Below are 20218 nucleotides of genomic sequence, written 5' to 3' on the forward strand. Positions count from 1 at the left end.
GTCAGCCAGTCAGGATGCCGCCGAGCACGTCGTCCAGGGTGACGACGCCGAGCACCTGGCCGGAGTCGTCGGCGACGGCGGCGAGCTGGGCGCGCCGGGCGCGCATGACGGCCAGCACCTGGGCCAGGGTGGCGGTGGCGGGCACCTGCGGCAGGGCGCGCAGGGGCAGCGGCTCGCGGGCCCCGTGGCCGTTCAGGGCGTCCAGGACGTGCAGGTAGCCGCGCAGCTCGGCGGGGTCGTCGCCGTGCACGGGGAAGCGGGAGTGGCCGTGGCGGCCGGCGTACCGTTGCAGGCCGGCGCTGTCGATGGTCTCCGGCACGCTGACGACCTCGCTCATCGGCACCATCACCGAGCCGACCGGGCGGGCGTGCAGGGCGAGGGTGGCGATCAGGCGGTCGCGTTCGTCCTGGCGGAGCAGGCGGTGGCGGCGCGACTCCTCGATGAGCACGGGCAGCTCGCCGGAGGTGTAGACCGTACGGACCTCCTCGGCGGACGGGACGCGCAGCAGCCGCAGCACCACCCCCGCCATGGCCTTGACCAGCGTCAGCACCGGCCGCGTCGCCCTGGCCAGCACGAACAGCGGCGGCACCAGCCACAGCGCGGCCACGTCGGGCGCCGACAGCGCCAGGTTCTTCGGCACCATCTCGCCGATGATCACGTGCGCGGCGACCACCAGCAGCAGCGCCAGCGCGAAGGCGGCCGGATGGGCCAGGCGCTCGGGCAGCCCCAGGGCGGCCAGCGGCGGCCGTACGGCCTCGGCCACCACCGGCTCCCCCACCGCGCCGAGCACGAGCGAGGCCAGCGTCACGCCGAGCTGCGCCGCCGCCAGCATGGTGGGGACGGCGTTCATGGCGGCGAGCACGGCCTGCGCCCGCCGCGAGCCCTCGCGCGCCCGCGGCTCGATCAGGGTGCGGCGGGCGGAGATGAGCGCGAACTCCGCGCCCACGAAGAAGCCGTTGACGGCCAGCAGCACCACGATGACCAGCCCTTGGGCGAGGCTCACGGCCGCTCCCCCGCCTGGCGCGGCGCGGTCAGCGTGACCTGCTCGATCCGGCGGCCCCGCATGGCCTCCACCCGCAGGACCCAGTCGCGCACCGCCACCTCGTCCCCCGGGTCGGGGATGCGGCCGAGCGCGGCCATCACCAGCCCGGCGAGCGTCTCGTACGGGCCCGGCGGCATGCGGAAGCCGGTGCGTTCCTCGACCTCGTCGGCGCGCAGCAGCGCGGGCAGGCCCACCGAGGCGCCCGGCGGGAGCAGCACCGGCGAGGGCTCGTCGGACTGCTCCTCGGGCAGGTCGTACTCGTCGGCGATGTCGCCGATCAGCTCCTCGGCCAGGTCCTCGACGGTGACGACGCCGGCCAGGCCGCCGTACTCGTCGATCACGACGGCCATCTCGGCGCGGGCCGTGGCCAGGCGCTCCTGCACGACCTCCAGCCGCAGCGTCTCGGGCACCTGGAGGGCGGGCCTGGCGATCGCGGCCACCTGGGTGGTGTCGCGTTCGGACGGCGGCACCGCGCAGGCGCCGGGGACGCTGGCGATGCCGAGGATGTCGTCGCGTTCCGCGCCGCAGACGGGGATGCGCAGGTGGCGGCGGCTCCTGGCCAGCTTGAGGAACTCGGTGACGCTGGTGGTGCCCGGCACGGTCACGCAGTCCGTACGGGGTGTCATGGCCTCGCCGGCGGTCTTGCCGCCGAAGCGCAGGGCCCGCTGGAGCATGGCGGCGGTGCCGGGCTGGAGCACGCCGGCCTCGGCGGACAGGCGTACCAGCAGGCCCAGTTCCTCGGGCGAGCGGGCGGAGGCCAGCTCCTCCTGCGGCTCGGCGCCGAGCCGGCGGACGATCGCGTCGGCCACCGCGTTGCACAGCCGGATCAGCGGCCCGCACGCCGCCGAGAACGCCCGCTGCGGCGGCGTCGCCAGCCGGGCCACCGCGAGCGGCCTGGACAGGGCGGCGTTCTTGGGCACCAGCTCGCCCAGCACCATCTGCGCCACCGTGGACAGCGCGATCGCCAGCACGACCGGCACGACCGGGACGCCGCCGAGCAGCGGGTCGAGCAGGTCGGCGATGGCGGGCTCGGCCACGACGCCGAGCAGCAGGGAGGTGACGGTGATGCCGAGCTGGGCGCCCGACAGGTGGAACGACAGCCGTCGCAACGCGGCCTCGACGCCCTGGGCGCCCCGGTCGCCGTCCTCGGCGAGCTGGCGGACCTGGCCGCGTTCGACGGTGACGAGGGAGAACTCGGCCGCGACGAAGACGCCGTTGGCCAGGATCAGGGCGAGGGCCGCGAGCAGGTAGACGGCGTCGAGGAGCACGTCAGCCCGGGCCCTCGGGTAACGCCGCGGGCGGCCGGTCGTACTCAGACTCCACGGGCGAAAGCTAGCATCCGCCTCGGGCGCGCGGAAGTCATGACGAACCGCCGTTGATCAGACGTTGCCCAGCACGCGCGTCACCTGGATCTCCAGCACCACCCTGGACGGGTTGGGCCGGGGCGGCTTGTAGCGGACGGCGTAACGGCGTTCGGCGTCGGCGACCTGCTCGGGCGCCGTGCGCACGACGGCCCGTCCTTCCAGGGTGGACCAGCGGCGGCCGTCGACCTGGCACAGCGACACCGGCGCGCCGTCCGTGCCGATCAGCCGGGCCTTGTGGGAGGACCCGGAGGTGATCACGCGGGCGGTCGCGGTGTCCAGGTCGAGCGTCACGCCCACGGGCACCACGTGCGGCGGGCCTCCGTCGCGGGCGGTGGCGAGCGTGCACAGGTGCCGCTCCCGCCAGAACGCGGCGAACGCCTCGCCCAGCTCGGCCAGGTCCACGATCCTCCTCAGGGACTCCTCGGGGTTCCGGGCGAGCGACATCGTACAGCGCCCGAGGAAGGGGACCGGTGAAGGGGCCCGAGCGTCAGGAGGGCGGGCCCTGGCGGGCGTGGGAGGTGTAGATCCCGACCTCGTCGGGGCGGATCAGGCCGTCCTGGATGGCGCAGATGAGCAGTTTCTCCTTCGTCGGCGCGGGCCGGCCGGCCGCCGCGTACTTGACCCTGGCCCGGTCGATGTACTGGCGCACGGTGCGTTCCTTGATGCCCATGCGGGCCGCGACCGACGCCTTCGACATCGACTGGAACCAGAACAGCAGCGCCGCCCGCTCCTTGTCCGAGAGCTGGGGGCGGTGCGGGCCCTCGTCCGTGGCGATGGCCTGGGCCATGGGCAACGTCACGGACGGCCGGTCGGCGGCCACCTCCATGATCGTCTCCAGGCAGGACTCACGGGTGGCGCGTCCCTTGCCGATGAACGCCGACGCGCCCGCGTCCAGCACCGCGCGGACGATCTCGGGCTCCTCGTGCTCGGAGAAGACGATCACGCGCTGGCCGTCCGCGCACAGCCCGCCCACCCGGTCGGCGACCATCGTGCCGTTGAGGTTGAGGTCGAGCAGCAGCACGTCGGCGGGCACGCCGCGGACCGACTCGATCGTGGGCCCCTGGGCGACCAGCTCCACGCCGCTGCCCGGCCCGAACCAGGAGCGCACGCCGTCCACCACGACCTGGTGGTCCTCGACCAGGGCGACCGTCACGGGCGCTGCCAGATGCTGTTGACCCATACCTCCCCTCCCTGGCGCTGGTAGGTGACCACGACCCCGCTGGGCTCGCGCACCGGGGTGGGGCTGACCGGCAGGTCGTCGTTGTCGGCGACGACGGCCACGCTCACCATGGCCGACATCGCCGACACGGTGACCCTGGCCCGCGAGCGGGCGCCGTCCAGCGCCAGGACGGGCGCCCTGAGCAGATCCTCCCGCACGCCCTCGGGCAGCGCGGGCAGATTCTCGCCGAACGGCGGCGCGGTCACCAGCACCTGGCGCCGCTCGGCCGCGTCGATGCGCTCGCGCAGGGCGGCCACCAGCGCGTCGGGCACGTCCTCGCGTTCGGTGATCAGGCGGCGCAGCCGCATGGCGCCGGCCGTGCAGTCCTCGCGGACCCGGGGGTCGCCGGGGTCGGCGCCGTCGGCGAGGCGCTGGAGCAGCGACTCGGCCACGTCCCTGATGGCGGCGTACCTGCGGATGCGGTCGGCGTGGATGCTCCTGGCCGACTCCCGCCAGGCGTCGTCGGCGGCGAGCCTGCGGGCCAGCAGCACGGCGTCCTCGGCGCGGGCGCGCAGCAGGGCGCAGCCGGCGGTGTAGCCGAGCTGCATGGTGACGCCGCCGACGATGACCACCAGGTACTTGGCGACCGAGACCCGGTCGAGCGTCCCGGCCACGGCCATCGCGGCCAGCATGACGGCGGCGTTGACGGCGAGGAACGCGCCCAGCTCCGCCCGCCAGCGCGGCCGGTTCCAGGCCAGCATGACGCCCAGCCAGCCGACCGACCCCCATCCCCAGTCGCTGATGCCGAGCAGGCCCTGGGGGCGGCAGGCCACGATCACCGCGACGTCGGCGGCCAGCGCCGCGACGGCCAGGCCGAGGATGCGGTCCGGGCCGCGCGAGGTGCGCGCGAGCGACAGCCCCGCGATCACGCCGACCACCGTGTAGACGACCCAGGCGGCCCCGGCGAGCGGCGGCCAGCGGAAGGAACTCCAGCCGGTGACGGTGACGGTGAGGTCGTAGCCGGTGTGCCAGAACCCGGCGATGACGGCCGCGCCGAGCGCGGTGTAGCGGGCGTAGCGCTGGGCGACCTGCTCGATGTCGTCGGTCACGGCCGCCACCACATGCTCACCCGCGTACCGGTGTCGCCGGAGGAGATCCGGGCGCCGCCGCCGCGCAGCGCGTTCATCGTGTCGAGGATCGAGCCGCGCACACCGAACCGGTCGGGCGGCAGGCGGTCCTGGTCGAACCCGTGGCCCGCGTCGGCCACCTCCACCCGGACCTCGCCGTCGTGCCCGCTGGAGACCAGGACGGCCTCGGCCACGCCGGCGTGCCGCGCCACGTTGGCCAGGGCCTCGGTGACGGCGCGGGCGAAGTGCTCGGCGACGTCGCCGGGGACGGTCTGCGGGGTCAGCCGGCGGCGTACGTCCAGACCGGGCACGCGGCCGGCCACCTCGTCGAGCAGGCTGTCCAGGGCGATGGGGGCGGCCTCGGGGCGCGGCCGGTCGCGCAGCTTCTCCAGGGCGGCGAGGTCGGTGCGCACCTGGGCGCGCAGGGTGGACGAGGGCTCGTCGTAGGTGCCGAGGCCGACCATGGTCAGGGTGTGCAGGGCGGTCTCGTGGATGCTGGCGACCTGGCGCAGCTCGTCCTCGCGGCGCAGGCGTTCGACCATGAGGGCGATCTCGGCCCGCGCGCTCCCGCGCAGGAACGCGTCGGCGGAGGCGGCCGAGCGGCGCAACAGCGTCATCAGCATCACGATGGCCAGGAGCTGGACGAGGTGGATGCCCAGCGTGCCGGCCACGTCCTGGGACGGCGCCGCGAGCCGCACCCCGGCCAGGTACGCCCCCGCCACGGCCAGCCCGGCGGGCACGGCGACCCGGGGCCGCCAGGTGACCCCGGTGACGATGATCGTCATGGTGACCATCCCCGCGATCCAGCTCGACCCGGCGTCGAACGCCTGGACGGGCACGAGGTGCCCTTGGGCCAGGCAGGCCGCCACGGTGGTCGCCGCGTCCCCGGCCACCAGCCAGTGCGGCAGCGGCTCCTCGCGGCGCAACCGGCGCAGGTACAGGCCGGTCCACACCAGGCCGGCCGCCAGGACGGGCGCCAGCCACGCGGCCGAGACCGGCGGGACCGCGCCGAGCGCGGCCGAGACCACCGACACCAGGCCGACGGCGCCGCGCGCGCCCGCGGCGGTACGCGCGACGGCCTTGTCCAGCTGCCGGGTCGCGGAGTCGTATCTCGTGTCGAGCCTCTTGAGCGGCCACTTGGGGAGCCACTTGAGGAGACCCGTGGAACCGGGGTGAGCCATGTGCGATCCGCCCGCGAAGAGAGCACAGGACGGATCTCACAATATCGACTTTGAACAGGCTTGTTCCCGTTATGACGGTCAGCTGTTTCCATGGCTCTTCCTCGGGGGCCGGCGGCTCTCCGGGCACGTTCGCCGCCTGCCTCACTGTGGGCCGCGCGGCCCGCGGCGGACATGACGGCTGATCGGCCGTCGTGCCGCCACGACGGCCGATCAGCCGTCAGTCGCATCCGCCGCACAAGGGATGTACTGGACAGGTGTCGTCGCGCGCGACCGGAGGGACGATCATGACTGTTTTCTCGATCTCGATTCTGCTCGGCTGCCTCTCCGTGATGGCGGTACGCGGTCGTCGCGGGGGCTGGCCGCCCGGCATGCCCGCGGCGCGGCCCCGCCTGGTGACCGTGGGCGGCACGTACGACGGCTCGCACGGCCACCCCTCCGACGCCTACGTCGTCCAGGAGCGGCTGATCGCGCTGGCCGACGGCCAGGGCGGCACGGAGGTCGCGCACACGGCGGCGGCCCTGGCCCTGGGCGCCGTGGTCGCCGCCCGCCCGCAGCACACCGTCCGGTGGGACGAGGACATGGACGAGTGCGCCCAGGCCGCCCACCGGGCCGTGCGGCGGGCGGCGGTGCGCACGCCGTCCAGGCCGGCGCTGGTCACGACGATGGACCTGCTGGTGCTCGTCCCCGGCGAGACGCCGTGCCTGCGCTTCGCCCACGTCGGCAACGGCGCGATCTGGCACTGCGCCAAGGGCGGCAAGCCGCGCCGGCTCACCACGTCGCACTCCTTCGACGACGGCCCGCTGCTGCGCGGGATCGGCCTGGCCTCCACGCTGAACCCCGAGCTCGGCACCGTGCCGCTGCGGCCGGGAGACCGCGTGGCCGTCGTCACCGACGGCGTGCTCAAGGCGCTGGGCGAGCACCGCCTGACCGAATTGCTGGCCGTCGGCCCGTCCCCCGCCGCGTGCCTGGACCGGCTGTACGACGAGGTGGCCGCCGCGGCCCCGAAGGACGACGCCACGCTCGTCGTCGCGGACTTCGTCACCGCCTGACCTCCGGCCGTCCCTGGAACGTGCCACCCGGCACAAAGGCGGGGGCCGGGTGGCACGGAGGTCAGGCCAGGCGCTGGTAGAGGCCGTACACGAACAGGGCGCGGCGGGACGTCCCCGCGCAGGTGAAGTCGACCGCCCAGTGGTGGGGGGCCGCCCCCTCGCCCTGGGCGCTCACCGGGAAGCTCGCGCCGACGTCGGCCACGACGCACTCCCACGGGGTCAGGTCCGCGAACGACAGCCGCCGGTCGCCGCCGGGCCGCACGAACCACAGGTTCCACACCTCGCCGCCGGGCCCGGTCAGCGCCTCGAACTCCAGCTCCGGCCAGGACGGCAGCCGCCAGCGGGTCACGTCGCAGGTCAGGCTGCCGAACGGGGTCGTGCCGGCGTACGCGGGCGGGCCGAGGGCCATCCGCAGCGCGGCCCGGCCCTTGGGCGCGGTCGCGGAGTGGGCCAGCCGGGTCCAGTGGGCGTGGGCGGCGCGCAGCTCGGCGCGGGAGGCGTCCAGGTCGGCCAGCGCCTGTTCCACGCGTTGCGGATTGAGGTCGCGCATGCGGTGCATCAGGGCCAGCTCGAACTGGCGTACGCCGAATCGCATGGCCCCCAGCCTGCCAGGTGGCGGCACCTGCGTATGCTCCCCGTCATGAACAAACGGGGGCAAATCACCCTCCGCGAGCTGCTCGCCTTCGACGAGGGCGGCGTCCTGCGGCTGCTGCTCGCGCCCTCGGGCCAGGACGTCCACGTGTCCGGGATGATCATCGGCGACGAGGGGCCCGCCCGCTCGTACGGGGGCCGGATCGTGCTGGCCGCCGGGCTGTTCCACTCCACCGGCGCGGCCACGGCCTCCATCCGCGAGGCGGCCCGGCGCGGCGCCGCGGCGGTGGTCGTGCGCGCCGGCGAGGACCTGGCCGACGACGCGCTCGCCGCGGCCGAGCAGGTCGGCATCGCCCTGCTGGCCCGCGCCGAGTGGGCCGACTGGGACGACGTGGCGACCCTGCTGCGCTCGGCCGCCGCCTACGGCGAGGCGGGACGCGGCGACCGCATGGCCGAGGCCACGGCGGGCGGCGGGCTGGCCGCGCTGGCGTCGGTGGTCGCCGAGTTCACCGGCGGCTCGATCACCATCGAGGACACCCAGTTCCGCGTGCTGGCGCACTCGGCCACCGGGCCGGAGGCCGACGAACTGCGCCGCTCCACCATCCTGGGCGGCCGGGTGCCCGACTGGCGGGTGGACGAGCTGCGGCGCAGCGGCCTGCTGCGCACCCTGTGGTCCTCCGGCGAGGTGATCCACCGGCCCGCCGACGGCGGCACCCCCGAGCGGCTGATCATCGCCATCCGGAGCGGCCGGGAGATGCTGGGCTCGATCTGGGCCGCCGCCGACGGCCGCAGCCTGTCGCCCAACGCGGCCAGCGCGCTGAGCCGGGCAGCGGAGGTGGCGGTGCCGTACCTGGTGCAGCACCGGCTGCGGGAGAGCGGCGCGCGGCTGCGCGAGGAGCACGCGCTGCGCGGCCTGCTGACCGGCGAGGGCGACATGAGCACCCACGCCTGGACCCTCGGCCTGCCGCCCGACCAGCGCTGCGCCGTCGTGATCGCCGAGGCCGGCCCCGACGGCGAGGGCGCGGCGGCCCGGGGGTCGGCCGGTGAGCGGGTGCTGGAGGTGCTCGCGCTGCACGCCGCCTCCTACCGCCCGGGAGTGCGGGTGCTGCGGGAGACCGGGCGGGTGCTGGCGCTGGTGCCGGTGCGCGGCGGCGACGAGCGGGACGTGCCCGGACTGGCCCGCGAGCTGGACGGGCTGGCCGCCTCGACGCCGGGCGCCGCCCCGGTGTGGGCGGGGGCGGGCTCGGTGGCCGCCTCGCCGCTGGTCGCTTCGGGCTCGCGGGAGGAGGCCGACCTGGTCGTCCGGGTCCTGCGCGCCCGCGTCGCCGGCCCGCGCCACGCCCTGGCCGCCGACCTCGGCCCCGCCCTGGACGTGCTGCGCGTGCTGGACGCCGTCCGCCCGGTGTGGGAGCGCGGCAGCGGCCCGGTGTACGACCTGGTGCGCACCGACCTGGCCGCGGGCGGCGAGCTGGTCCGCTCGATCGCCGCCTACCTCGACGCCGCCGGGGACGTCGGCCGGGCCGCCCGCCGGCTGGTCCTGCACCCGAACACCCTGCGCTACCGGCTGCGCCGCGTCCGCGAGCGCTTCGGCGTCGACCTCGACGATCCCGACACCCGCCTCCTGCTGACCCTCGCCGTCCGCCTGGCGGGCTGACCTGGGGCTCCGGCTTTTCCTTGGCCGGACGGACAAAGCCGGAGGCGGGCTTTGGCCCACCGGATGAAGACTCAGCCTGCGGTCATGCCCGAATCTCGTCTGGCCCCCCTCCGAAACTCCCTCTTTCCCGATGCACCCAGGAGCCTTGGACGTGATCCAGAGCAGTGCCACGCTCGCGCCCGCCCCTGCCCGCGGCACCACCGCCGAACGCGCCGCCCACGTGCTGCGCCACGCCGTGCGCGCCGGCGCGCTCGGCCCCGGCGAGCCCGTCGCCGGGTTCCTCGACACCGCCGGCGTGCGGGACTCGGTCAGGGCCCTGCACGAGGCGTTCGGCGAGGTTCCGGACGTGCTGCACACCTTCGCCGCCAAGGCCGCGTCGCTGATCCCCGTCCTGCGGCTGCTGGCCGCGTCGGGCATGGGGTGCGAGGTCGCCAGCCCCGGCGAGCTGCGGATCGCGCTGGACGCCGGGTTCGCGCCGGGCACGATCGTCTTCGACTCCCCCGCCAAGACCCGCGAGGAGCTGCGCCAGGCCCTCTCGCTGGGCGTCGCGGTCAACGCCGACAGCCTCGACGAGCTGCGCCGCATCGACGAGCTGCGCGCGCCGGACTCCTCCTCGGTGCTGGGCCTTCGGGTGAACCCGCAGGTCGGCACCGGGACGATCGGCGCGATGAGCACCGCGACCGCCACCTCCAAGTTCGGCGTCGCGCTGCGCGACCCCGGGGCGCGCGAGGCCGTCGTCCGCGCCTTCGCCGAACGGCCCTGGCTGACCCGCCTGCACGCGCACGTCGGCTCCCAGGGGTGCCCGCTGGAGCTGATCGCGGCGGGCATCGCCGAGACGTACCGGCTGGCCGAGGAGATCAACGCGACGATCGGCGCGCGGCAGATCACCAGCATCGACATCGGCGGCGGCCTTCCGGTGAACTTCGACGACGACGAGGTGACCCCCACCTACGCCGACTACGTCGCCACGCTGCGCGCGGCCGTCCCCGGGCTGTTCGACGGCCGGTACGCGCTGGTCACCGAGTTCGGCCGGTCGCTGCTGGCCAAGAACGGCTTCGTCGCGGCGCTGGTGGAGTACACCAAGGACGCGGGCGGGCGGCGGGTGGCGATCACCCACGCGGGCGCGCAGGTGGCCACCCGCACGGTGCTCATGCCGGACGCCTGGCCGCTGCGGGTCGGCGCGTACGGCCCGGCGGGCGACCCCAAGGACGGCCCCCTCCTCGCCCAGGACGTCGCGGGCCCGTGCTGCTTCGCCGGCGACGTGGTCGCGCACGCCAGGGAGCTGCCGGAGCTGGCCGAGGGCGACATCGTCGTGCTGTACGACACCGGCGCCTACTACTTCTCCACCCCGTGGGCCTACAACAGCCTGCCCTATCCGGCCGTGCACGGCTTCACCGTCACGGCGGACGGCGACGTGCGGCTGAGCGAGGTCCGCCCGGCGCAGACCCTGGACGAGATCGCGGCCTCCAGCGGGCTCGCGCAGGCCGACGCGCTCACCGGCCTCCTGGCGGCCATCGGCTGACGCCTCGCGTCCCGAATGCGGCGGTATGCCCCGGTTTAAGGGGATTGTTTTCGCGGGTGAGGGTATGTCTACCGGCGAGTATGGAGTTCTCGCTCCATTTCGGGGGAACCTTCCGGGCCGTCGCCCGGGAGGCGCGACAGGCGGCCTCTCCGCCTTGAGAGCCGCCGGATCCGGGGGAACCCACATGCGCAAGACGCTCACCGGCCTGGGGATGGCATTCTGCTTGGCGCTGGCCCCGGCCGCCACCGCTGTGGCGGACACGCCCGTCGTCCAGAGCCAGGCGACGCCGAGCCCGCAACCGACCGAGACCAGACACGAAGAGGGCGGCGGCAACGGCGGTCTGTGGGGCCTGCTGGGGCTGCTCGGCCTGCTGGGGCTGGCCGGCCTGCGCAAGGGCCGCAACCCGGTGGGGACGGCTGAGCACATGTCCACCACCACCCGCACCACCGGCACGACGGGGACCACCGGCACGACCGGCACCACCGGCACGACGGGGACCACCGCCAACCCCACTCGCCCGCAGCGTCCGTAAGGAAGGACGCGGGCGGTGCCCGGCACGCTCCGGCGCGCCGGGCACCGCGCTGCCCGCGACGACGTCTCCCCGCCAGCACCCGCCAGGACCCATCAGGCGGGACGGGTACCGACGACTTCCCGCCAGGACCCTTCAGGCGGGACGGGTGCCGACGACGGCGGTGGCGTCCAGCTCCTCCGAGACCGTGGCGCGCGCCGAGAGCCCGGCGGCCACGGCGGCCTCGACGGTGGCCGCGGCCTGCCGTTCGCTGGTCTCCACCAGCAGGTGACCGCCCGGCGCGAGCCAGCCGGACGCCCCCGCGATCACCCGGCGCACGACGTCGAGCCCGTCGTCGCCGCCGTCGAGCGCCATCAGCGGCTCGTGCAGACGGGCCTCGGGCGGCAGCAGGCCGACCGACTCGGTGGGCACGTAGGGCGGACTGGCGATCAGGATGCCGACGCGGCCGCGCAGCGAGGCGGGCAGGGCGTCGTACAGGTCGCCCTGGTGGACGTGGCCGCCGGGCAGGTTGCGCCGGGCGCAGCGCACGGCGGCGGAATCGAGGTCGGCCGCGTGCACCTCGGCCTCCCCTAGCGCGGCCGCGACCGCGGCCGCCATCGCGCCCGTGCCGCAGCACAGGTCGAGGACGACGGGCGGACGGCCGATCCGGCGGGCCAGCGCGACGGCCTGACGGATGAGGAACTCGGTGCGCGGACGCGGCACGAACACGCCGGGCTCGACGGCGACGCGCAGCCCGCAGAACCGCGCCCAGCCCAGGACGTGCTCAAGCGGCAGCCCGCCGGCCCGGCGCTCGACCATCTCCGCCAGCTCGGCGGCGGTACGCGCGGTGGAGACCAGCAGTTCGGCCTCGTCCTCGGCGAAGACGCAGCCGGCGGCGCGCAGCCGGGTGACGACGGTGGACATGGGGATCGGGGAGGAGTGCATGGGGATCGGGGAGGGATGCATGGGGAGCCTTTCGGGATGCCGATGGGCGCTCCCCGCGGTCACCTGGCCCCGGCGGGCCGCACGTGTGCCGGAAGGGAGCCCCAGCCTGACGAAGCGGTAATGGGTCTCACCTCCCAAGGACGATCTCGGCCAGAGACCGTCACAGTACCAGAGCCGATTTCGCGGAAACGTGGGGGCCTCCCGGGGATCCACCCGCTCGATGATCATGCAGTAGAATGTCTCTGAGCTCGACCGCAGGCATCGTCCCGGCGAGCGGGAAGCGGCCGCGGGAGCCGCACGACAGCATCCCGCCGATCATCTGACACAGACGAAGCGCGCACCGCCATGGTGTGCGCTTTTTGCTGTGCCCGAAAACCGGACCGCAGTGAGAGGAAACCAGGCACACATGCAGCACCACGACGACGACAAGATCAGCCTGCCCCGGCAGTTCGCCCGCACCCGGCGGTTCACCCTGGGCGCCCCCTCGGCCTTCACCGTCTCCGCGGACGGCTCCTTCGTGCTGTTCCTGCGCAGCCGCGCCGGCGACGACCCGGTCACCTGCCTGTGGGCCCTGGACGCCGCCTCCGGGCGGGAGCGGCTGCTCGCCGACCCCGCCGCGCTGACCGGCGGCCGTGCCCACGGGCTCGCCTCCTACGCCACGGACGACGCGGCGTCCCTGGCGGTGTTCACCCTGGCGGGCGGGCTGTGGGCGGTGGACGTCGCCACCGGCGTCGCCCGCGCGCTGCCGGTGCCCGCCGGGGCCCGCGACCCGCGCCCCGACCCGTCCGGGCGGCTGGTCGCCTACCTCTCCGGCGGCGCGCTGCGGGTGATCGGCGCCGACGGCGCGGACGACCGCGCCGTGGCCGAGCCCGACGGGCCGGACGTGCGGTTCGGCGTCGCCGAGTACGCCGCGTCCGGCTCCATGGGACGCTCCCGGGGCCACTGGTGGTCCCCCGACGGCGCCCGCCTGCTGACGACCCGGGTGGACGAGTCCCGCGTCGCGCTCTGGCACGTGGGCGACCCCGCCGACCCCGCGCGCCCGCCCCGTGCCGTGCGGTACCCGGCGGCCGGCACCGCCAACGCCGACGTCACCCTCTGGATCGCCCGCCCGGACGGGGAACGCGTGGAGGTCTCCTGGGACCGGACCGCCTTCGAGTACGTGACGGCGGCCGGCTGGGACACCCACGGCCCGTACCTGTCGGTGCAGAGCCGGGACCAGCGGACGGTCCGGGTGCTGGCCGCCGACCCGGACTCCGGCCGGACCCGGCTGCTGGCCGAGCAGCACGATGCGCGCTGGGTCCAGCTCGTCCCGGGCACGCCCGCCCGTACGGGCTCCGGCCGCCTGGTCACCCACGCCGACCTGGACGGCACCCGGCGGCTCACCGTCGGCGGCGTCCCGGTCACGCCGCCCGGTCTGCAGCTGGAGGCGGTCCTCGGCGTGGACGGCGACGACGTGCTCTTCACCGCCTCCGACGACCCCGTCCAGACCCACCTGTGGCTGCACACCCCGGCGACGGGCGTCCGGCGGCTCAGCGTCGCACCGGGCGTGCACGGCGGGACGCGGCGAGCGGGCACCCTCGTCCACGTCACCCGCACCGCCCAGCACCCGGGCGAACGCACCCACGTGATCCGCCAGGACCCGCCCGGCGCGGCATCGCAGGCCGAGGCCGGGGTCGAGGCCGGGGTCGAGGCCGGGGTCGAGGCCGGGGTCGAGATTGTGTCCGTGGCGCAGCGGCCCGTGTTGACGCTGCGCCGCCTGTCGCTCGTCACCACCCGGCGCGAACTGCGCAGCCACCTGCACCTGCCCTCCTGGCACCGCCCCGGCGACCCGGCGCTGCCCGTCCTGCTGGACCCGTACGCGGGGCCGGCCGCGCGCCGCGTCACCGACGAGCAGGCGCCGATGATGTTCGTCTCGCAGTGGTTCGCCGAGCAGGGGTTCGCCGTCCTGGTCACCGACGGGGCCGGCACGCCGGGCCGCGGCCCCGACTGGGAGCGCGAGGTGCACGGCGACATGTTCGGCCCCGTGCTGGAGGACCAGGTGGCCGCCCTGCACGCGGTCGCCGAGCGCCACCCCGGGCTGGACCTGCGCCGGGTCGCCATACGCGGCTGGTCGTACGCGGGCACGCTGGCCGTCATGGCGGTGCTGCGCCGTCCCGACGTCTTCCACGCCGCCGTCGCCGGGGCCGCCCCGAGCGAGCAGCGCCTGTACGACACCCACTGGCGCGAACGCTTCCTCGGCCACCCCGACCGCCACCCCGAGCGCTACGACGCCTGCTCGACGCTGGTCGAGGCGCACACCCTGTCCCGGCCCCTGCAACTCGCCCACGGCCTGTCCGACGACAACGTGTTCCCGGCGGGCACGCTGCGCCTGTCGTCCGCACTGCTGGCCGCGGGACGCCCGCACGAGGTGCTTCCGCTGTCCGGCGCCTCCCACGCCCCGACCTCCGACGAGGACGTGTTCGAGGGCCTGCTCCTCCTCCAGCTCGACTTCCTGCGCCGGCACCTGACCCCGTAGCCCGCCGAGCCCCGCTTTGAGCGGCCCGGCTGTGCCGTCAGGAGGGGGTTCGGCCGGTGAGCAGGCCCGCGCCCAGGTGGGTGAGCTGGTGGATGACCATGTTGGCGTGCCGGGTGCTGGCGATCAGGCCCGCGCGGTGCAGCACCTGGGCGTGGGCGCTGGCCGACGACAGCGAGGTGCCGGTACGGCGGGCCAGCTCGCTGGTGGTGCAGCCGGTGGTGGCGGCGACGCAGCGCAGGATGCGGGCCCGGTTGGCCCCGAGGAGGTCGGGCAGCGGGTCGCCGGGGCCGGGTTCGGGGGCGCGGCGCGGGGCCGGGAAGATCAGGACGGGAGGCAGGCTGGGGTCGGCCAGCGCGACCGGGGTGCAACGGCAGAAGTAGGACGGGATCAGGGTCAGTCCCCGGCCGCCGAGGTGGATCTCGTAGCGGCCGGGGGCGTAGTCGGTCTCCAGGACGGGCGGCCGCCAGCGGGTGCTCGGCGTGAGAGCGGAGAGCATGGCGTCCACGCCCTGGTCCGTGAGCAGCCGGGTGAGCCTGGCGCGTTCGCGGCCGAGCGCGCGTTCCATCGTGGCGCGGTGGGGGTCGAAGGCGACCTCGCAGTAGCGGCCGGCCAGGTGGGCCAGGTGGCGGAGCGCACGCCGGTGGCCGCGGGCCAGGCCGTCGAGGGCGGCGGGCAGGCTGACGTGCCGGCGCAGCCGGTCGATCTCGTGGCGCACCCGGACGGCCGGGGTGTCGGCCAGCACCTCGACGCCGTTCCGCAACCCCGCCTGGGCCTCGTACGGGGTCAGGAAGTCGGGGAAGTAGGCCTTGATCGGCATCAGCGGGACCAGCGTCTCGCGCACCGGCCGCAGCAGCCCCGATCCGGACAGGTCGGCACGCGCCCGCCGCCGCCAGGCCGCCATGTCCTGGCCGCCGCCGGGCCGCTGCAGCACGTGCAGGCTCATCGCCATCTCCCACAGCTCGTCGACGCGGGAGGCGATGCGTACCCGGGCCAGGTCCTCCCCGGTGAAGATGATCTTCAACGTTCCCCTGGTCATGCCGGCATACTCACCCGGCCGGCTGGCAGCACGATCACCATCCGATTGACGGGCCACGACCCGCGTGTTCCGGCCCGGCCCCATCCCTGGCGGGCGGACCGGCCCGGCCGGCTTCCACGGCCGAGGCGGGCACGGCCGGTCCGCCATGCTCACCGCGACGGGCATGGCGGACGCCCGGCCTGGGTCATCGGCGGGCGGGGCGGATGACGAGGCGGCCGTGGGGCAGGTCGCCGGTCACCTGGACGTGCGGATGACCGGGGTTCGGGCGGCCGGGGACCTTGCAGGTCACGCGCCCCCATTCGGAACGCACCCCGTCGGTGTTCGCCGTGGCGCCCACCGGCAGGATGATCGTGGCGCTGCCGTAGGCCAGCTGGAGTTCGATGTCGATCCGCGCGTACGGGACGTGGGCCCGCGACAGGTCGAGCCGCACCTTGCCGTACTTGGAGTCGACGCGCAGCCGTCGCGGGACCGCCCAGTCGCCGGTGCGTGTGACGCTGCCGCCGGTGGAGGACAGATGGACCGCCTCGTCCGGCAGGTCGCCGACGATCGGCGCCAGCTCGTGGGAGGAGGTGGCGGTGAGCGCCAGTTCGAGCCGGCGTTCCAGCTCGGCGGGGTCGAGCCGGCCGTCCGCGTACGCCTGCTGGACCAGCTCGACCGCCCGCTCGCGGTCAGCGCCCGAGACTGTGTTCATCGGCTGACGGCCCTCTTGTACAGCCGCGTCGCCAGCGGCACGAACACGACCAGGAGCAGGACCGACCACAGCAGCGACACCGGCACGGCGTGCCGCAGCGGCCAGGCGCCGGGCTGGGGCAGGGCGGCGCTGGTGTTGCCGAACAGCTCACGCGCGGCCTGGACGAGCGTGGAGACCGGGTTCCATTCGGCGATCGGCCGCAGCGGGCCGGGCAGGCGCGAGCTGTCGGCGAACGCGTTGGACAGGAAGACCAGCGGCAACGACGTCAGCGTGGCGATGTTGTTGAACACCTCGGGCGTGCGCAGGGCCAGCGCGACCGTGGCCGTCACCCAGGAGAAGGCGTAGGCGAACAGCAGCAGCATCGCGAACCCGAGGGCCGCCTGCGCCGGTGAGCTGTGGACGCGCCAGCCGACCAGCAGGCCGACGAGCGCCATGGTGGCGATGCTGGTGACGTTCATGATGACGTCGCTGAGGGTCTGGCCGGTGAGCACCGCCGTCGGGGACATCGGCAGGGTGCGGAACCGGTCGAAGATGCCCTTCTGCAGGTCCTGGGTCAGCGTGTAGCCGGTGATCTGCGCGCTGGTGACGATCGTCATGACGAAGATCCCGGGGAGCAGGTACTCGCCGTAGGACATGCCGGGCAGCTCGATCATGCTGCCGAAGACGTAGGTGAACAGCACCACGAACACGATGGGCAGCATGATCACGCCGCCCAGCAGGTCGGGGGCTCTGCGGATCTTCAGCGCGTTGCGCTTGGCGATGGTCAGGCCGTCGGCGGCGGCCAGCTGGAGGGCGTTCATCGGACGGTCTCCTTGGTCTTCTCGTCGGCCTGGCGTCCTGTGAGGGTGAGGAACACGTCGTCGAGGGTGGGCCGGCGCAGCCCGGCGTCGCGGACGGCGATCCGCTCGGCGGCCAGGTGGCCGAGCGCCTGGGTCAGCGCGGCCGCGCCGCCGGTCACCGGGATGGTCATCCGCAGCGCGGCGGCGTCGATCTGCACGTCCCCCAGGGCCAGCGGCGCCAGGGCGCGGGCGGCGGTCTCCAGGTTCGCCGCGCTGGTCACCGAGACCTGGATGCGGTCGCCGCCGACCTGGTCCTTCAGCTCCTCGGCCGTGCCTCGCGCGATCACCCGCCCCTGGTCGACCACCGCGATGCGGTCGGCCAGCCGGTCGGCCTCCTCCAGGTACTGGGTGGTCAGCAGGACGGTGGTGCCCTCCCGGACGAGCTCGGCGATGACGTCCCACAGGCTGATCCGGGCGCGCGGGTCGAGGCCGGTGGTGGGCTCGTCCAGGAAGAGCACGGGCGGGTTGGCGACCAGCGCGCCGGCCAGGTCGAGGCGGCGGCGCATGCCGCCGGAGTAGCCGCGCACCGGGCGGTCGGCGGCGTCGGTGAGGTCGAAGCGCTCCAGCAGCTCGCGGGCGCGCTCGCGGCTGGGCCTGGTGCCCAGGTGGTAGAGGCGGCCGACCATCTCCAGGTTCTCGGCGCCGGTCAAGTGGTCGTCGACGGCGGCGTACTGGCCGGAGGCGCCGATGCGGGCGCGCAGCCGGTGGGCGTCGCGCACGACATCGAGCCCGGCCACGGTGGCGTGGCCGGCGTCCGGTCGCAGGAGCGTGGTGAGGATCCTCACCGTGGTGGTCTTGCCGGCGCCGTTGGGGCCCAGCAGGCCCAGCACCGTCCCTTCGGGGACGGTCAGGTCCATCCCGTCGAGGGCGGCCACGTCGCCGTATCTCTTGGTCAGTCCTTCGGCCACGATCGCGTCAGGCATGTCGGTCTCCTAGCTCGTCAGGAACGGTGGATGACGATGTCCCCATGGGTGGTGTGGGCGCGGACCTCGACGATCGCCGCCCCGTCGCCGGGGTCGTCGCCCGGGTCGAGGGTGACGTCGACCGTGCCGTACCTGGAGCTGACGTCCAGCCAGGCGGCGGTGCCCGCCCGGACGCCGAGGTCGAGGCCGCCGCCGGTGGTCTCCATGACGACCGCGCCGGAGGACATCTCGTGGATCTGCACGCCGGCGTAGGCGGTCTTGGCGACGACGCCGGCCAGCGGGCGGTCGACGGTGATGTCGCCGTGGGCGCTGTTGAGCCGCAGCTCGCCGGTCACCACGCCGAGGCGCACCTCGCCGTGGGCGGTCTTGACCGCGGCGGCGCCGTCGATCTCGCCGACCCGGATGTCGCCGTGGTTCGTGGTGATCTCGGCGTGCCCGCGGGCGCGGGTGACGGAGACGTTGCCGTGGGCGCTCTTCAGGCGCAGCCGGCCCGCCTCCTCGACGCGGATGTCGCCGTACGTGGTGGTGACGGTCACCTCGCCGAGCAGGCCGCGGCAGGAGACGCCGCCGGGCGTCTTGGCGTCGAGGCGGGATCCGGCCGGCAGCTCGATCGTGACGTCCACCGAGCCCGTGCCGAGCAGCAGCGAACGCGCCCAGTCGGCGGGCGACTCGACGAGCTTGCCGAGCGAGAGCCCCCAGCCGAGGACCGGCGCTCCCTGCTCCTTGTCGGCGGCCACCGTGAGCCTGCCGTCGGCGTGATGGACCTGGACGTGCCGGGCCGCCTGCACGTCGGCGTCGTTGTGCTCGTCGCTCGGGCGGACCTCGACCACGGTGTCCGCACGGTCGCCCGCGACGACGCGGACGGCGGCGGTCCCCAGGTCGAGGAGGACGACGATGGGTCGGGGCGTGTCGAAGGCCGGCATTCCGGACTCCTTGTCGTCGGTCGGCATGGTCATCAGCGCACCCAGCCGCTGTAGCGGTTGCCGGTCTGCCGGGCGGGGCCGCGGGGGGTGCGGCGGGCGGCGTCGCCGGGGTCGAGGGCCGCCGAGACGGCGCGGACCAGCCAGGCGTTGACCGACAGCCCTTCGCGCGCGGCGGCCTCCTCGATGCGCGGCTTGAGCGCCTCGGGGACCCGGAGCGAGATCCGGGACGTACCACCCTCGTCGGCGTCGGAAGGCGGCGGCGCGGGCGGTGGCGGTGGCGGGTGCGCGCCCGGCCCTGCCGCACCCATGGCACCACCCGTGGCGGCTTCGCCCTCCTCCGCGAACGGATGGGCGGCGGGCGGTGGCGTCACGACGAAGGCGGGGTCGCGCCCGCGCAGGCGCACCTCGACCGACCCGGGCGCGAGGTCCTGGGTGATCTCGTCCGCGGCGGCCGACAGGGCCTCCAGCAGGGCGAGGCGGGCGGCCGACGCCAGCGTCGCGGAGAAGTGTTCGGCCAGCGCACGAGCTTCCTCGCCGCCCGTGCCGGCGGCGAGCATGAGCTCGCGCCGGAGTTGGTCCACATACGGCGCAAGGTCCATGACGCCATCATGACATGCAGAGTGACGCCATCGCAACCGCGCTATGACGTCACTATGGCGTCACGCCTCAGCCGGGCAGGGACGGGGACAGCGCGGTGACGACGCGGTGACGCAGCAGCTCGTACTCCTCCCGGCAGCGGCGCGGCGCGTCCGGAGGACGCTGCTGGACCTGGGGGTTCACGACGACCTCACCCGGGTGGAACTGGTCCTCGGCGAAGTCGATCTCGGTGCCGTCGGGCAGGCGGTTCCAGTAGTGGTGCCCGACCTTGACGCCATCGGCTTGCACCTCGGCCAGGATCAGGTCTCCCCCGAGCAGGTCATGGACCACCAGGGCGGTCGTGCCGCACTGCCCTCTGGCGGGGTTGGCGGGCCGCCATTCCTCCCGCGCGGCGGTGTCGCAGGTGTCGGGCCCCCACGCGGCCCGTATCACCGGACGCAACAATTCCAGTATCAACATCGGGGCAGTGTCGCAGGCGGGTCCGACAGTCCACCGTTCTCCGGCGGGCGCCGATCGGGAAGGACACCGGTTCCGGAACCGGGGAACCGGGCG

20 protein-coding genes are annotated in these 20218 nt (G+C 74.8%); 5 read left to right on the forward strand and 15 right to left on the reverse strand.

The window, feature by feature from the left end; translation table 11 throughout:
* Position 1: 1 nt before the first annotated feature.
* The 6 genes from ABZ815_RS34855 to ABZ815_RS34880 form a co-directional block, all read right to left on the reverse strand.
* Positions 2-1003: a hemolysin family protein gene (locus tag ABZ815_RS34855; RefSeq protein WP_357705457.1), complete on the reverse strand. Its 1002-nt coding sequence runs from the start codon at positions 1001-1003 to the stop codon at positions 2-4.
* On the reverse strand, positions 1000-2310 hold the full coding sequence (locus ABZ815_RS34860) for a hemolysin family protein (protein ID WP_357705458.1): 1311 nt from the start codon (positions 2308-2310) through the stop codon (positions 1000-1002). Before ABZ815_RS34860 ends, ABZ815_RS34855 begins: the two co-directional genes overlap by 4 nt.
* 111 nt (positions 2311-2421) lie before the next feature.
* A complete protein-coding gene (locus ABZ815_RS34865; RefSeq protein WP_357705459.1) occupies positions 2422-2850 on the reverse strand; it encodes a pyridoxamine 5'-phosphate oxidase family protein in 429 nt (142 codons plus the stop codon).
* A gap of 43 nt (positions 2851-2893) precedes the next feature.
* Positions 2894-3586, reverse strand: coding sequence for a sigma factor-like helix-turn-helix DNA-binding protein (locus tag ABZ815_RS34870; RefSeq protein WP_357705460.1), 693 nt, complete (start codon positions 3584-3586; stop codon positions 2894-2896).
* Positions 3556-4674 (reverse strand): hypothetical protein, encoded by a 1119-nt coding sequence (locus ABZ815_RS34875; RefSeq protein ID WP_357705461.1) that lies wholly within the window; start codon positions 4672-4674, stop codon positions 3556-3558. The genes ABZ815_RS34870 and ABZ815_RS34875 overlap by 31 nt, the downstream gene beginning before the upstream one ends.
* Entirely contained in the window at positions 4671-5873 is a 1203-nt protein-coding gene (locus tag ABZ815_RS34880) for a hypothetical protein (RefSeq protein WP_357705462.1), read from the reverse strand. The genes ABZ815_RS34875 and ABZ815_RS34880 overlap by 4 nt, the downstream gene beginning before the upstream one ends.
* A gap of 284 nt (positions 5874-6157) precedes the next feature.
* Here ABZ815_RS34880 and ABZ815_RS34885 point away from each other — a divergent pair, with 284 nt between their 5' ends.
* The gene (locus ABZ815_RS34885) at positions 6158-6922 is read left to right on the forward strand and encodes a SpoIIE family protein phosphatase (RefSeq protein WP_357705463.1); all 765 of its coding nucleotides are present in this window, start codon (positions 6158-6160) and stop codon (positions 6920-6922) included.
* A 61-nt stretch (positions 6923-6983) separates the two neighbouring features.
* Here ABZ815_RS34885 and ABZ815_RS34890 read toward each other — a convergent pair whose 3' ends face one another.
* The gene (locus ABZ815_RS34890; protein ID WP_357705464.1) at positions 6984-7517 is read right to left on the reverse strand and encodes a hypothetical protein; all 534 of its coding nucleotides are present in this window, start codon (positions 7515-7517) and stop codon (positions 6984-6986) included.
* Positions 7518-7562: 45 nt separating this feature from the next.
* Between ABZ815_RS34890 and ABZ815_RS34895 the strand changes: the two genes are divergently transcribed.
* From ABZ815_RS34895 to ABZ815_RS34905, 3 genes are all read left to right on the forward strand, one after another.
* The gene (locus tag ABZ815_RS34895) at positions 7563-9167 is read left to right on the forward strand and encodes a helix-turn-helix domain-containing protein (RefSeq protein WP_357705465.1); all 1605 of its coding nucleotides are present in this window, start codon (positions 7563-7565) and stop codon (positions 9165-9167) included.
* A 151-nt stretch (positions 9168-9318) separates the two neighbouring features.
* Complete coding sequence (locus tag ABZ815_RS34900; protein WP_357705466.1) at positions 9319-10689, forward strand: diaminopimelate decarboxylase; 1371 nt, start codon at positions 9319-9321, stop codon at positions 10687-10689.
* A gap of 184 nt (positions 10690-10873) precedes the next feature.
* The gene (locus ABZ815_RS34905; protein ID WP_357705467.1) at positions 10874-11221 is read left to right on the forward strand and encodes a WGxxGxxG family protein; all 348 of its coding nucleotides are present in this window, start codon (positions 10874-10876) and stop codon (positions 11219-11221) included.
* A gap of 132 nt (positions 11222-11353) precedes the next feature.
* On the opposite strand, the gene ABZ815_RS34910 is transcribed toward ABZ815_RS34905, so the two are convergent.
* Positions 11354-12142, reverse strand: a complete 789-nt coding sequence (locus ABZ815_RS34910; RefSeq protein ID WP_357705565.1) for a putative protein N(5)-glutamine methyltransferase — start codon at positions 12140-12142, stop codon at positions 11354-11356.
* 406 nt (positions 12143-12548) lie between these two features.
* On the opposite strand from ABZ815_RS34910, the gene ABZ815_RS34915 reads away from it, so the two are divergent.
* Complete coding sequence (locus ABZ815_RS34915) at positions 12549-14657, forward strand: prolyl oligopeptidase family serine peptidase (protein ID WP_357705468.1); 2109 nt, start codon at positions 12549-12551, stop codon at positions 14655-14657.
* Between the two features lie 37 nt (positions 14658-14694).
* Here ABZ815_RS34915 and ABZ815_RS34920 read toward each other — a convergent pair whose 3' ends face one another.
* From ABZ815_RS34920 to ABZ815_RS34950, 7 genes are all read right to left on the reverse strand, one after another.
* Positions 14695-15693, reverse strand: coding sequence for a helix-turn-helix domain-containing protein (locus tag ABZ815_RS34920; RefSeq protein WP_357705469.1), 999 nt, complete (start codon positions 15691-15693; stop codon positions 14695-14697).
* A 184-nt stretch (positions 15694-15877) separates the two neighbouring features.
* On the reverse strand, positions 15878-16384 hold the full coding sequence (locus ABZ815_RS34925; protein WP_357705470.1) for a DUF1707 domain-containing protein: 507 nt from the start codon (positions 16382-16384) through the stop codon (positions 15878-15880).
* Positions 16381-17184 (reverse strand): ABC transporter permease, encoded by an 804-nt coding sequence (locus ABZ815_RS34930; RefSeq protein WP_357705471.1) that lies wholly within the window; start codon positions 17182-17184, stop codon positions 16381-16383. Before ABZ815_RS34930 ends, ABZ815_RS34925 begins: the two co-directional genes overlap by 4 nt.
* Complete coding sequence (locus tag ABZ815_RS34935) at positions 17181-18146, reverse strand: ATP-binding cassette domain-containing protein (RefSeq protein WP_357705472.1); 966 nt, start codon at positions 18144-18146, stop codon at positions 17181-17183. The genes ABZ815_RS34930 and ABZ815_RS34935 overlap by 4 nt, the downstream gene beginning before the upstream one ends.
* Before the next feature lie 17 nt (positions 18147-18163).
* Positions 18164-19102 (reverse strand): DUF4097 family beta strand repeat-containing protein, encoded by a 939-nt coding sequence (locus ABZ815_RS34940; protein ID WP_357705473.1) that lies wholly within the window; start codon positions 19100-19102, stop codon positions 18164-18166.
* On the reverse strand, positions 19102-19668 hold the full coding sequence (locus ABZ815_RS34945) for a toxin-antitoxin system HicB family antitoxin (protein ID WP_357705474.1): 567 nt from the start codon (positions 19666-19668) through the stop codon (positions 19102-19104). Before ABZ815_RS34945 ends, ABZ815_RS34940 begins: the two co-directional genes overlap by 1 nt.
* A 67-nt stretch (positions 19669-19735) precedes the next feature.
* Positions 19736-20125, reverse strand: coding sequence for a hypothetical protein (locus ABZ815_RS34950; protein ID WP_357705475.1), 390 nt, complete (start codon positions 20123-20125; stop codon positions 19736-19738).
* Between the last annotated feature and the right edge of the window lie 93 nt (positions 20126-20218).

Source organism: Nonomuraea sp. NPDC047529 (assembly GCF_040642995.1).
Classification (GTDB): domain Bacteria; phylum Actinomycetota; class Actinomycetes; order Streptosporangiales; family Streptosporangiaceae; genus Nonomuraea.